This is a genomic window from Methylobacterium brachiatum (assembly GCF_900113845.1).
In the GTDB taxonomy this organism is placed as follows: domain Bacteria; phylum Pseudomonadota; class Alphaproteobacteria; order Rhizobiales; family Beijerinckiaceae; genus Methylobacterium; species Methylobacterium brachiatum.
Genome location: NZ_FOQW01000006.1, coordinates 1 through 12,415 on the forward strand (window position 1 = coordinate 1; position 12,415 = coordinate 12,415).

Here is a 12,415-nt window from a genome sequence, read left to right on the forward strand (position 1 = left end):
CATCTCATGGCCGAGATGCCCGAGATCGGCACCCTGTCCAACAAGGCCGTGGCCAAGCTCGCCGGGCTGGCGCCCATCGCCAACGACAGCGGCCGGCGCGCCGGCAAGCGCCCGGTGCGCGGCGGCCGCGCGGGCGTGCGCGGCGTCCTGTTCGTCGTCGCCGAGATCGTGCGCCGGTACGAGCCTGACTTCGCCGACCTCCACCATCGGTTGAGCCAGGCCGGAAAGCCCAAAAAGCTCATCCGCGTCGCGCTCGCCCGCAAGCTGCTCGTGCGCCTCAACGCAAAGGCCCGCGATATCCGACGCGACCTCGCAATCGCCCCTTGACCCGACAGACAGTCGCTCTCCCCTCATCCCTAGCGAATTCACGGAACACGGTCCGAATGATTCTCGGCTGAAAGAGACGTCTGTCCGAGGCCGACACGCGCTTCCCTCCCCCCTCTGCGGGGGAGGGTGGCCCCCGAAGGGGGTCGGGAGAGGGGAGCGACGTGGCAGAACAGGGCTTTGCCCGTCATGCCGGTCGCGCCCTCTGCTGAACCCGGGCTCCCCTCTCCCGACCCGACCTGACGGCCGGCCCACCCTCCCCCGCAAAGGGGGGAGGGAGGCGCGCTTGGGGTTGGCCTTGGTTCTCGTCCGGCAGCGATGTGGAACATCGTAGCCCCTCATCCCGAGGTGCCGGAGCGCAGCGGAGGCCTCGCAGGAGCCTCCAGCCAATCGTGCGATCCCTGGAGGGCTCGCTCGAGGCCGCTGCGCGGCACCGCAGGATGAGGCAAGGGGGTGGGAAGGGCCGATCAGACGGGACGCAAGGCCGCCGGTGCCGATTGTTTATCCGCCCCTCGACGCTCCCTACGCCCGCTCCACCGCCATCAGCGCGAAGGCGTAGATCAGCGCCACCTCCTCCAGCCGGTCGAAGCGGCCGGCGGCGCCGCCGTGGCCGGCTTCCATATTGATGCGCAGGAGGATCGGGCCGCCGCCGGTCATGGTGGCGCGCAGGCGGGCGACCCATTTCGCCGGCTCCCAGTAGGTCACCCGCGGGTCGGTGAGGCCGCCGAGCGCGAGGATCGCCGGGTAGTCCTTGGCGGCGACGTTGTCGTAGGGCGAGTACGACAGAATCGTCTCGAACGCGGCGACGCTCTCGGCCGGGTTGCCCCATTCGGGCCATTCCGGCGGGGTGAGCGGCAATTCCGCGTCCAGCATGGTGTTGAGCACGTCCACGAACGGCACGTCGGCGACGATGCCGGCGAACAGCTCCGGGGCCAGGTTGGCGACCGCGCCCATCAGCATGCCGCCGGCCGATCCCCCGTGGGCGACGATGCGCTTCTCCGCCGTGTAGCCGGCCGCGATCAGCGCCCGCCCGCAGGCGATGAAATCCGTGAAGGTGTTGGGCTTCTTCTCGCGCTTGCCGTCGAGATACCAGCGCCAGCCCTTCTCGGTGCCGCCGCGGACATGCGCGATGGCGTAGACGAAGCCGCGATCGACTAGGCTCAAGAGGTTGGTCCGGAAGCCCGCCGGCATCAGCGTCCCGTAGGAGCCGTAGCCGTAGAGCAGGAGCGGCGCGGAGCCGTCGAGCGCAAGGTCCCGGCGGTGCAGGAGCGAGATCGGTACCTGCTCGCCGTCCGGCGCGGTGGCGAACAGCCGGCGGGTGACGTAGGCGGCCGGATCGTGCCCGCTCGGGACGTGCTGGCGCTTGCGCAGGGTCCGGTCGCGGCTGTCGCAGGCGTAATCCCAGGTCTCGGACGGCGTCGTCATGGACGAGTAGACGAAGCGGATCGTCGCCGTGTCGAATTCGTGCCCGCCCCGCAGGCCCAGCGCGTAGGCCTCCTCGGGGAAGGCGACGCTGTGCTCGGACTCGTCGGCGAGATCGCGCACGATGATCCGCGGCCGGGCGTTCTCGACCTCGAGGCGGATCAGGTGGCCGGCCAGCAGGTGCAGGTGGCGGATCATCACCCCGGGCCGGTGGGGCACGAGGTCGGTCCAGTTCGCCCGGCCGGGATCGTCCAGGGGGGCGGTGACGATCTTGAAGTCCTCGGCGCCGTCCGCGTTGGTCCGGATGTAGAGCCGGTCGCCGCGATGCTCGACGTCGTAGATCAGCAGCGGCTCGCGGGGCTGGACCAGCCTCAAGGAGCCCGAGGGCGCGTGCCGGTCGAGGAGCCGGATTTCGGAGGTCTCGTGGTCGCTCGCGGTCACGTCCAGGAAGGCGCCGGACTGGGTGCGGCCGATATGGACGAAGTAGCCGGCATCCGGCTCGGTGTAGAGGGTCTCGTCGGCCGATTGCGCGGTGCCGAGGCGGTGGCGCATGACCTTGGCGGGCCGGTGATTGGCGTCGAGGGCCACGTACCAGAAGCTGTGCCCGTCCGCGGCCCAGACGGCCTCGCCGGAGGTCGCCTCGACCCGGTCCTCGCGGTCGAGGCCGGTGGCGAGGTCGCGGACCTTGATCGTGTAGAGTTCCGAGCCCTTGGTGTCGGCGCTCCAGGCGAGCAGCCGATGGTCGTCGGAATGGACCGCGGCGGCGATCTCGAAGAACGGCAGGCCCTCGCCCTCGCGGTCGCCGTCGATCAGGATCGTCTCGTCCGGATCGGGGCCTGACTCCGGCACGTTCGGCGACGTGGACGGCCGCCGGCAGACCAGCGGGTGCTGCCCGCCCTCGCGGTGGCGGGTGTAATAGGCATAGGGCCCGTCGGGATCGGGCACGCCGCTCTCGTCCTCCTGGATGCGGCCGCGCATCTCGGAGACCAGGATCTTGCGCAGGTCGGCGCTGCCGGCGAGCGCGGCTTCCGCGTAGGCGTTCTCGGCCTTGAGGTAGGCGGCGATGTCCTCGGGGAGCGCGGCCGGGTCCTTGAGGACCGCCTGCCAGTTCTCCGCCTTCAACCACGCGTAGTCGTCGACGATCTCCCGTCCGTGGACGCTGAAGCGCCGCGGCCGGGGTTCGGCCACCGGCGCTTCGGTCCGGTGAGCATGAAAGCCGCGCCCGATCTCCGTCATCGTATCTCCCGCCGGGTCCTGTCCGCCCGGTCCGGGCGCCCGGTCCTGGCATGTGTCGCGCCCGGGGCCGCGACGCAAGCCGCCGCGACGCCGGAGCCCGCCGCCGCCAACTTTAAGTTCGATCGAAGCAAGAGCGTATCTACTTCTGGATGGACAATCTGATCCAATAGTGTCCGGGATCGGACGTATCGAACAGAACTTGGTAATCTCATTCGATCTTGTGGCCTAAAACTTCTTGTTGTACCTTGGTACAAGGGATCGATTGGTGCACGCGCGGCTTGGGGCCAGCACGTTCGCGTCGTGTACCCGTACGTCCCGGCGTGTGATCAGAAACACGCACGAAACTGTCATTGCGCTGGCGAATACAGAGCCTCGCAATACATCGGGGGTATCATGATAAGCGAAAACGGGAAACCCTTAGATCTTGTCGGCGCGACGGCCGAGGTCGTGGCTGCCTATGTGCGTAACAATTCCATTCCGGTGAGCGAGCTCCGCCCGCTGTTCGGCAACGTCTACGCGGCCCTGAAGCGCGTCGCCGACAGCCATGCGGTCACGGTATCGGAGCCGGCCGTGCCGGTTGAGGCGTCGGTGACGCCGGATCACATCGTCTGTCTGGAGGACGGCCGGAAGTTCAAGTCGCTCAAGCGGCATCTCCGGGCGATGTACAACATGAGCCCCGAGCAATACCGCGCGAAGTGGAATTTGCCCGCCGACTACCCGATGGTCGCGCCGAATTACGCCAAGACCCGCTCCGAGCTCGCCAAGGCGATCGGGCTGGGCCGGACCGACGCGCTGCGCGACGCCGCCTGAGCCGGACCCGGCCCGGACTCTCGGCACAACCGGGGGATACGGGCGAGGGATACGGAACCGATGTCGGACGTTGGGTTGCGATCGCTCGTTTGTGCGATGCGGTCGAGACCCCGTCCGGCGCCGAGGTGCTGTGCATGAACGCGTTTCCCGACCCGCGGGATGGTGATCCTGCGAAAGATCTCGAGCGGATGAACACCCTTCTCTCCGAATGGGCCGCGCGGTCCGCCACCGACAGCGCCGCCCTGATCGATCGCTTCGAAGAGTTGGGCTACCCGGTCCGCGGCAAGTCCGAGGACGAGATCGCCGAGATCCTGCGCCAGCCACCGAGTCGACCGCGCCGGACCTGATTCTTTTGATAGGCAAAAAATCCTTGACTTCGTAAAGGCGCCCTGCAAGGGTCGCGGCCGGTCGAGCCTGCGTACCATGGTAGGAACAAATCATGAACAAAAACTCGAGGGCCGGACGGGCCAGGGCGGGGGCGAGGCGGGGCGTACCGGAGCCGGTCGCCCTGTCGGCGGAGGCCACGCGCCTGCTGGCGCGGCTCGGCGAGCCCGGGGCCTACGCGCGGCCCGATCCTCTGACCGAGGACGGGCTGCTGGTCCGGCGCGGCGGCGACGGGGTCTCGGTGGGCAGCGGGCGTTTCGCGCAGGCCGCCGGGCGGGCGCTGGTCGAAGCCGACCTCGCCGCCTGGGATCCCACGGGCACCCGGCTGACGATCGGGCCGGCCGGGCAGGCGCGGCTGCGGCGCAGGCAGGCCCCGGACGGGATGGCCTATCGCGCCCAGCACCAGGATCTGACCGTGATCGACGGCGGCGGCGCGGAGCCGGCCATCCGGAACGCGTCCGAAAATCCCCTGGCCTGGATGGTCCGGCGCCGGAACCCGGACGGCACGCCGCTGATCGATCCGGCCGCGTTCGAGGCCGGCGAGCGGCTGCGCCGGGACATGACGAAGGCGGCGATGCTGCCCCGGATGGGGTCCGACCTCGGCGCGCCCCGGGTCGATGGCGGCGGCGCCCGCGATCCGGCCGCCGCGGCCGACCAGGTGATCGCGGCCCGCCAGCGGGTACGCGGCGCCCTTGACGCGGTCGGCAGCGACCTGTCGGGCCTGCTGATCGACCTCTGCGGCTTCCTCAAGGGCCTGGAGCGGATCGAGGCCGAGCGCCGCTGGCCGGCCCGCTCGGCCAAGGTCGTGGCCCGCATCGCCCTGGGGCGCCTCGCCGAGCATTACGGCCTGGCCCGGGAGGCGACCGGGCCGGATCACGGGCGGTTGCGGCTGTGGCGAGCGTGAGAGCAGAGAGCCGGGAGCGCCCACCGCGCTCTCACCCCGGCAGGTCACGGGCTCTCGGTCGCCCTTCCGACCGTGATCGGGCCAGAGGCTCGGGTGCCGCACAGGCGATCAAGGTCTGACCGGTTCACGAAGTCCGGGGTGCCGGCGATCCCCGAATGCCGGTCGTCCCGGGATGAGGCCGAAGGCGGGACAGACCCGGCCGGAACGGCGCGCTTCCGTCGGAGCGCGCCGTCGCCCGCCTCAGGCGGCCTGGATGTCCCGCAGGAAGCTATCGACCTCCTGCCGGACCTTCTGGGACTGGGTCGCCAGTTGGGAGGCCGCGTGCAGCACCTGGGTCGCGGCGCTGCCGGTCTCGCTGGACGAGGCCAAGACCTGGACCACGTTGGCCGACACGTCCCGGGTGCCCCGGGCCGCCTCGCCGGCATTGCGCGAGATCTCGCTGGTCGCGGCGGTCTGCTGCACCACCGTCGAGGCGATCGCCCCGCTGATCTCGTTCACCGCCGCGATGGTGCGGGCGATCTGCTCGATCGCGTCCGCGGCCTGGCCCGTGGCGGACTGGATCGCGGCGATCTGGCCGCCGATCTCCTCCGTGGCGCGCGCCGTCTGGCCGGCGAGTTCCTTCACCTCGGCCGCCACCACGGCGAAACCGCGCCCCGCGTCGCCGGCGCGCGCCGCCTCGATGGTCGCGTTGAGCGCCAGCAGGTTGGTCTGCCCGGCGATCCCGGAGATCATCGTCACCGCCGCGCCGATCTGCTCGGCGGCCACCCGCAGGCTGGCCATGGCGGCGTTGGTCGCCTGCGCCTCATGGGCGGCGGCACCCGCGACCTCGTTGGAGCGGATCACCTGCCGCTCGATCTCCTGCAGCGACGCGACCATCTCCTCGGCGGCCGCCGCCACGGTCTGGACGTTGGTCGAGGCCTGCTCGGCGGCGGCGCTGGAGGCCACCGCCTGGGTGTTGGTGTCGTCGGCGACCTGGGTCATCGAGCGCGCCGTGGCGTCGAGCTCGGTGGCGGCCCCGGTGACCACCTCGAGCGAGGCCGCCACGTTCTGCTGGAAGGCCCTGACCAATTGGTCGACCCGCTCGACCCGGCTGAGGCGGGCGGCCTGCTCGGCGGCCTGGGCGGCCTCCAGCTCGGCCCGGGCGATGGCGTTCTGGCGGAACACGTCCACCGCCTTGGCCATCTCGCGCATCTCGTCACGCACCTTTGGCTGCGGCACCGCCACGTTGGTGTCGCCCTCGGCCAGGCGCTTCATCGCGTTGGTCATGCCGACGATCGGCCGGATGATGCTGCGGGCGATCAGGAAGGCCAGCGCGCCGCCGAGCACCACCGCCAGGGTGATCAGGCCGATCTGGATGCGCCGGGCGTTCTCCACCGACGCGGTGGTCGCCTCGGTGAGCTCGTTCACGGCGACGAAGATCTTGTCGCGCGCGGTCTCGCCGACCCGTTCGATCGACGCCGCGAACGGCTTGATGCCCGTCTCGAACGCGTCATTGGCGACGCTCATCGCGCCGTCCCAGGCCGTCAAGGTCGCCGCGTAGGCGTCCAGCCCCTCGGCGACCGCCTTGATCTCCGGCGCGACGATCGCGCCGCCCTCCACCGCGCCGAAGGCCTTCAGGGCGCCGCGCGCCTGCTCGACCGCCGCCAGGAACCCGGCCCGATCCTCCGCCGAAAGCCGCATGGTGAAGCGCGCGGCCTCGAGCCGGGCCCGCAGGATGGTGTTCTCGATCTTCTGAACGCGATCGGACATCGCGGCGCTCGTGCGCTCGCGAACCGCGACGACCAGCGCATCCAGGGCGCGGGCGAGCGCGTCACCGGCCTTGAACATGGTCGTCCGGGTCTCGTTCACGCGCAGGCCGGCCGTCGCGAGCCGCTCCAGCCCCGGCTTCAGGGCGCGGGCATCGTCGCGCATCTGCCCGTAGAGCGGACGGCGCTCGGTATGCATGGCCCGGGCGAAATGCATCTCGCTCGTCTCCTCGATGGCGCGCCGCGACTGCTCCATCGCGGTGATCTGCTCGGCGCTCGGGGCGAGGCGGTAATGCTCTGCGGCGCCGGTCAGGCGGGCCGCCAGGCTGTTGATCGTGAGAATCGACCGTACGCCGACGTCGAACCGAGCGCGCATCTCGTATTGGTCGGTGATGAAGCTCTGTTGATAGAGCGAATACGCACCGATGCCGCCGGCAATCAGCACGAGCATGGCGAAGCCGGCATAGAGCCGGTGGCGAATTCCCAACTTCACGGGTGGACGACTTTCCAAAGAGCATGCCCGCATCGGGCACGACGCCGATAAAAGTCGGATCGATGACACTATTGTGTCAGCATTCGCACCTCAATCTCAGGCATTTTCAAAGTTGTTATTGTTTTAATATTGGACTTTACCTTACAGTCGCGCACAGGACGCGAGAGTAAAGATTCGCGGCGGTCGGATGGGGGCAATCCGCCCGGCCAATTCAGAGCTCGATCGACACTTTTGAATTCACGATCATATTCGAGGAATTTTTATGACAATCCTATTTTATACCCGCTGAGATCAAGTTTCCGCGGACGATGCCGAGCTGACAGGGCTCCTCGGACCAACAACCAAGAGTCTATCATCTCCTGGGATCCCGATGCCCTGCGCGGACAGCCGCTTGTCGGAGACCCGAAGCGCCGTCCGGCCGCGGGCATTCGGACCGATGCTCCGAGGCCCGGATTTCGGCTCGGGGAGCCCGGTTGGGAGATTCCAGGCGAAGCCCGCACGACCGATTCGGCGCGCGTCTGTCGGGCGGGCGACGGGCCGGGGGCAGACGTGGCGACGAGGATGTGCGCGCGACGACGCGCGTCAGGCCACGCGATTCGCCAGGGCCTCGCGCATCAGGCTGGCGACCATCCCGTCCTGGAACTGCTCGCGCTGGATGAACAGCGCGTCCGGAACCAGCACCGAGGCGTCCTGCTCCGGCGGGTCGACTGGATCGCTGGAGAGGACGATACGCAGGCCCGGGCGCAGGGCCCGCGCCTCGACCGCGAGCTGCGCGCAGCACAGGCCGCCCTGCAGGGCCGCGTCCACCACCATCACGTCCACGGGCAGCCCGAGGGCCAGGACCGTCATGGCGTCGACGCCCCGGTCGCAGGCGGTCACCTGGTAGCCCAGCATCCGGATCTCGGCGGAAATCTCGTCGCGCCAGCGCTTGTGGCGGCCGACGACCAGCACCTGGATCCGGTAACAAACGCCCTGGGGCAGCCTGCCGGAGGCCGTCTCGACGTCGGTTGTGGGCATCGTCCGCACTCGACCTCGCTCTGGCTTTGCGATGCATCATGCTAAGCCGGGAACCAAGCCACGCGCAAGCCTGTGGCCGCGAAGGCGCCGCATTCCGCGCCGCTGTTGCCCAAAGCGCATGCAGCCCGAAGCGTGGTCATAGCGTAGGCTTGCGGTTGACGGCGCCGGGGTCGCGCGGGCAACACCGGGCCGCCGCGGGAGGCCCCGCGCGCTGCCGGAGCTTGAGCCGATGTCGTCCGCGAAATCCCCTCCCGTCTCTCCGCTGGCGCCCGCTACGGTGCCGGAGCTGCCGCCGCTGCCGGGCGTGCGGATCGCCACCGCCCAGGCCGGCATCCGCTACAGCGGCCGCACCGACGTGCTCTACGTCGATCTCGCCCCCGGCACCCGGGCGGCCGGGGTGTTCACCCGCTCGAAATGTCCCTCGGCGCCGGTGGATTGGTGCCGCGAGGCCCTGTCGCACGGCGCGGCCCGGGCCGTGGTGGTCAATTCGGGCAACGCCAACGCCTTCACGGGCCAGCTCGGCCGGGAGGCCGTCGCCAAGACCGTGCAGATCGCCGCGCAGGCGGCCGGCTGCAGCGACCGGGAGGTCTACGTCGCCTCCACGGGCGTGATCGGCGAGCCGCTGCCGGCCGAGCGATTCGAGGGGGTGCTGGACGATTGCGCCGCCCGGGCCACGGACGGGCCGGCCGCCTGGGCCGAGGCCGCCCGGGCGATCATGACCACCGACACCTTCCCCAAGCTCGCGACCCGCACCGCCGAGATCGACGGCGTGCGCGTGACCATCAACGGCATCGCCAAGGGCGCCGGCATGATCGCCCCCGACATGGCGACGATGCTGGCCTTCGTGTTCACCGACGCCGCCCTGCCCCAGGCGGCGCTCCAGGCCCTGCTCGCGGCCGGCACCCAGACCAGCTTCAACTGCGTGACGGTGGACGGCGACACCTCGACCTCCGACACCCTGCTGCTGTTTTCCACCGCCAAGGCCGGCAATGCCGAGATCGCCGACGCGGCCGACCCGCGTCTCGCGGGCTTCAAGGCGGCGCTCGACAGCCTGCTGATCGAGCTCGCGCAGCTCGTCGCCAAGGATGGCGAGGGCGCGCGCAAGTTCGTCACCGTGCGGGTCACCGGGGCCGAGAGCGACGCCTCCGCCCACAGGATCGCCATGTCGATCGCCAACTCGCCCCTGGTGAAGACCGCGGTGGCCGGCGAGGACGCCAATTGGGGCCGGGTGGTGATGGCGGTCGGCAAGGCCGGCGAGCCCGCCGACCGGGATCGCCTGGCGATCTGGTTCGGCGACGTGCGCGTGGCCGTCCAGGGCGCCCGCGACCCGGATTACAGCGAGGACGCCGCCAGCGCCGTGATGCGCGAGCCCGAGATCGGGATCCGGGTCGATCTCGGCCTGGGCGAGGGCCAGGCCCGCGTCTGGACCTGCGACCTGACCAAGGCCTACATCGAGATCAACGGGGATTACCGCTCGTGAGGGCGCGCCTCGCCGGCCTGCTCCTGCTGGCCCTGCTGCCCGCCGGGGCGCAGGCCGACGATTCGGCGTGCAAGCGCCACATCAGCGTCGTCGGGCGGGCCGCGGAGACGCGGGCGCCGGACTTCGCCGAAATCACCGTCGGGATCGAGGCCCGGGGCGCGACCCCGGCCGCCGCCCTCGACGCCGCCTCGAAGGCCGTGGCCGGCATCTCGGCGCAGGCGCGGGCGCTCGGCGTGCCGCCGGCCGATATCGGCACCGCTGCTGTGACGCTCCAGGCCGGCTCGCGCAGCGTGACCCGGCCGGGCGGCGCGGTCACCGAGGAGCCCGACGGCTACCGGGCCGGCAACCGCGTGACGGTCCGGCTGGCCGACATGGACCGCCTGGGCGACCTGCTGCGCCAGGCGCTCGATTCGGGCGCGAACCGGATCGACGGGGTCAGCTTCGGCCTGCGCGATCCCGACACCGCCGAATCGGCGCTCCAGGTCGCGGCCGCCCGGGATGCCCGGAGCCGGGCCGAGGCCCTGGCCGAGGCGGTGGGTGCCAAGCTCGGGCCGCTCTGCACCCTGGGCAACGCGGGTGCCGCGGTCCCGCCGCCGCCGGTCTACAGCCGGGCGCTGGCGGCCCCGATGGCGGCCAAGGGCCGGCGCGTCCCGATCGAGGCCGGCACGATCCAGCTCTCCTCCGAGGTCTCGGCCAGCTTCGCGGTGGCGCCGTGAGCCAGCCGCTGCGCCTGTTGCTGGTGGTCGCGGTGGCGCTGGTCGATGTCGACGGCCGCGTCCTGGTGAGCGAGCGCCCGGCGGGCAAGCAGCTCGCCGGCCTGTGGGAATTTCCCGGCGGCAAGGTCGAGGCGGGCGAGCGCCCGGAGGAGACCCTGATCCGGGAGCTGTCCGAGGAGCTCGGCATCCGGGTCGAGGAGCCGTGCCTGGCGCCCCTGACCTTCGCGAGCCACGCCTATCCGGATTTCCACCTGCTGATGCCGCTCTACGTCTGCCGGCGCTGGTCGGGCACGCCGCGCCCGATGGAGGGCCAGGCGCTCAAATGGGTCCGCCCCAAGGCCCTGCGCGACCTCGCCATGCCCCCGGCCGACGCGCCGCTGATCCCGTTCCTGGTCGAGCTGCTGGGGAGCTGATCGGAGCCCGGAGCGGAGGGCTATCGCCGTCCTTGCACGCCGCAAATGGGTGACGGCGTGGGATACCCGGTCCGTACAGGGCACGCGCCTCCTCCCCCTCTGCGGGCTGCTGGCTACACAGATTTGCGAAGACCCGGCGCCGGGACGGGGCGCGGGTCCCCTCTCCCGTTCGGGAGAGGGACAGGGTGAGGGACCAGGACGTCCCGGAAGAGGCGCGCCCTGGCGGTGCGGCCAGGGTTACGCTTGGCCCTGAACCGTCTCGCCCCTCACCCCAACCCTCTCCCGCACGGGAGAGGGGGGCACGTCGCGCCGCTTCGCCGGCGGCGGTGCTCAGCGGAGATATATGAACCTCGTAGCCCGCGACGGGGGAAGGGAGAGGCGCCCATGACGGGCTGCCGCCCTCATCCGCCAACGGGGGGCGGAGTGGGGAACATGCCGCCCCTCCGGGGATATCGGGGCGGCGGCACCCGAAACCTCACAGCGCCAGAATCCCCTCCACCGCCTCCTGCACGGCGAGCGCTTCGGCGAGGGTGGCGAGGTGGTGGGGCTCGCCGCGCGTCATGCGGACGACGCCCGCGAGCTGGCGGCGCAGCGCGATCGGGCGCACCTCTGCGTTGGGGAGCGCATCGGGGGCCGGGGTGAAGGTCCCGTCCGAGCCGCGGCGCTCGGCGATGGCCCAGTCGCGCAGGCGGATGGCGCCGGCATCGCCCTCCAGCGTGCAGGTGTTGTGATCGTCCTCGGCGACGCCGCCGACCCGGCCGGTCAGGGTCACGGGAATGCCGCCGGCCCTCAGCGTCACGTCGATCGCCCGCTCGGATCGGCCGGCCTCCGGGAAGGCGACCGTGCCGGCGAGCCCGTCCAGCGGCCCGCACAGGCGGCGGGCGAGGAACAGGAAATGCGAGACGACCTCGCGGGTGAAGCCGCCCTCGGCCCGGGCGTCGAGCCAGCGCGCCGCGTCGGCCTGCCAGGGGCGCGGCCAGCGGGCGAAGGCCACCGCGATGCTGAGCCGGCGGGGCGTCCCGACCGCGCCCTCGGCGATCCAGCGCTCCAGCGCCGCGACGCCGGGCGAGGAGGCGAACGGGAAATTCACCGCCCCGGCCGCCCCGGCCTCGGCCACGAAGGCTCGGGCGTCGGCAAGGTTGATCGCCAGGGGCTTCTCGCAGAAGACGGTCCGGCCGGCGGCCAGCGCCGCGCGGGCGTAGCCGAGATGCGAGGCCGGCGGCGAGGCGACGTAGACGCAGGCGCTGGCCGCCACGACGGCGTCGGAACCGGCAACGAGCGGCACCGCCGGGAAGGCGGCGCCGACCCGGGCCAGGGCCTCCGGGGACGGGTCCCACAGGGCGGCGACCCGGACCGGCGAATCCGACGCGCCGTGGAGCACGCCGATCAGGCGCTCGCCCATGATGCCGGCGCCGATGATCCCGAGGGCGAGCGGCTGGTCGGTTGTGGTCATCCCGGTTCCCTGTGTGAC

The 12,415-nt window shown here is 71.2% G+C and carries 11 protein-coding genes; 7 read left to right on the forward strand and 4 right to left on the reverse strand.

The features are described from left to right. Positions 1 to 327, forward strand: a 327-nt coding sequence (locus tag BMZ47_RS08080) for a transposase (RefSeq protein WP_139220957.1), incomplete at its 5' end; no start/stop codon positions are given. Positions 328 to 846: 519 nt separating this feature from the next. Here BMZ47_RS08080 and BMZ47_RS08085 read toward each other — a convergent pair. Beyond that, the gene (locus BMZ47_RS08085) at positions 847 to 2,982 is read right to left on the reverse strand and encodes a S9 family peptidase (protein WP_091860596.1); all 2,136 of its coding nucleotides are present in this window, start codon (positions 2,980 to 2,982) and stop codon (positions 847 to 849) included. 393 nt (positions 2,983 to 3,375) lie between these two features. Between BMZ47_RS08085 and BMZ47_RS08090 the strand changes: the two genes are divergently transcribed. The 3 genes from BMZ47_RS08090 to BMZ47_RS08100 all read left to right on the forward strand — a co-directional run bounded on the left by BMZ47_RS08090 (position 3,376) and on the right by BMZ47_RS08100 (position 5,080). Then, the gene (locus BMZ47_RS08090; RefSeq protein ID WP_091860599.1) at positions 3,376 to 3,792 is read left to right on the forward strand and encodes a Ros/MucR family transcriptional regulator; all 417 of its coding nucleotides are present in this window, start codon (positions 3,376 to 3,378) and stop codon (positions 3,790 to 3,792) included. Between the two features lie 188 nt (positions 3,793 to 3,980). Then, positions 3,981 to 4,139: a hypothetical protein gene (locus BMZ47_RS08095; protein WP_407942903.1), complete on the forward strand. Its 159-nt coding sequence runs from the start codon at positions 3,981 to 3,983 to the stop codon at positions 4,137 to 4,139. Between the two features lie 92 nt (positions 4,140 to 4,231). Then, positions 4,232 to 5,080, forward strand: coding sequence for a DUF6456 domain-containing protein (locus tag BMZ47_RS08100; RefSeq protein WP_208601022.1), 849 nt, complete (start codon positions 4,232 to 4,234; stop codon positions 5,078 to 5,080). A 240-nt stretch (positions 5,081 to 5,320) separates the two neighbouring features. Here BMZ47_RS08100 and BMZ47_RS08105 read toward each other — a convergent pair whose 3' ends face one another. Next, positions 5,321 to 7,351, reverse strand: a complete 2,031-nt coding sequence (locus tag BMZ47_RS08105; protein ID WP_091860601.1) for a methyl-accepting chemotaxis protein — start codon at positions 7,349 to 7,351, stop codon at positions 5,321 to 5,323. Positions 7,352 to 7,900: 549 nt separating this feature from the next. Continuing rightward, complete coding sequence (locus tag BMZ47_RS08110; protein WP_007569116.1) at positions 7,901 to 8,335, reverse strand: response regulator; 435 nt, start codon at positions 8,333 to 8,335, stop codon at positions 7,901 to 7,903. Between the two features lie 229 nt (positions 8,336 to 8,564). On the opposite strand from BMZ47_RS08110, the gene argJ reads away from it, so the two are divergent. The 3 genes from argJ to BMZ47_RS08125 are packed head-to-tail and all read left to right on the forward strand — an operon-like array spanning position 8,565 to position 10,944. Next, on the forward strand, positions 8,565 to 9,815 hold the full coding sequence (argJ, locus tag BMZ47_RS08115) for a bifunctional glutamate N-acetyltransferase/amino-acid acetyltransferase ArgJ (RefSeq protein WP_091860604.1): 1,251 nt from the start codon (positions 8,565 to 8,567) through the stop codon (positions 9,813 to 9,815). After that, positions 9,812 to 10,531, forward strand: a complete 720-nt coding sequence (locus BMZ47_RS08120) for an SIMPL domain-containing protein (protein ID WP_091860607.1) — start codon at positions 9,812 to 9,814, stop codon at positions 10,529 to 10,531. Before argJ ends, BMZ47_RS08120 begins: the two co-directional genes overlap by 4 nt. Beyond that, on the forward strand, positions 10,528 to 10,944 hold the full coding sequence (locus BMZ47_RS08125) for a (deoxy)nucleoside triphosphate pyrophosphohydrolase (protein ID WP_007569123.1): 417 nt from the start codon (positions 10,528 to 10,530) through the stop codon (positions 10,942 to 10,944). Before BMZ47_RS08120 ends, BMZ47_RS08125 begins: the two co-directional genes overlap by 4 nt. A 475-nt stretch (positions 10,945 to 11,419) precedes the next feature. On the opposite strand, the gene BMZ47_RS08130 is transcribed toward BMZ47_RS08125, so the two are convergent. Beyond that, entirely contained in the window at positions 11,420 to 12,397 is a 978-nt protein-coding gene (locus BMZ47_RS08130; protein WP_091860609.1) for a Gfo/Idh/MocA family protein, read from the reverse strand. Positions 12,398 to 12,415: the final 18 nt, after the last annotated feature.

Excerpts from the sequence above, each read along its gene's own strand:
- BMZ47_RS08085 (WP_091860596.1), bottom strand. The coding sequence starts at position 2,982 with ATGACGGAGATCGGGCGCGGCTTTCATGCTCACCGGACCGAAGCGCCG.
- BMZ47_RS08090 (WP_091860599.1), top strand. The coding sequence starts at position 3,376 with ATGATAAGCGAAAACGGGAAACCCTTAGATCTTGTCGGCGCGACGGCC.
- BMZ47_RS08095 (WP_407942903.1), top strand. The coding sequence starts at position 3,981 with ATGAACACCCTTCTCTCCGAATGGGCCGCGCGGTCCGCCACCGACAGC.
- BMZ47_RS08100 (WP_208601022.1), top strand. The coding sequence starts at position 4,232 with ATGAACAAAAACTCGAGGGCCGGACGGGCCAGGGCGGGGGCGAGGCGG.
- BMZ47_RS08105 (WP_091860601.1), bottom strand. The coding sequence starts at position 7,351 with ATGCGGGCATGCTCTTTGGAAAGTCGTCCACCCGTGAAGTTGGGAATT.
- BMZ47_RS08110 (WP_007569116.1), bottom strand. The coding sequence starts at position 8,335 with ATGCCCACAACCGACGTCGAGACGGCCTCCGGCAGGCTGCCCCAGGGC.
- argJ (WP_091860604.1), top strand. The coding sequence starts at position 8,565 with ATGTCGTCCGCGAAATCCCCTCCCGTCTCTCCGCTGGCGCCCGCTACG.
- BMZ47_RS08130 (WP_091860609.1), bottom strand. The coding sequence starts at position 12,397 with ATGACCACAACCGACCAGCCGCTCGCCCTCGGGATCATCGGCGCCGGC.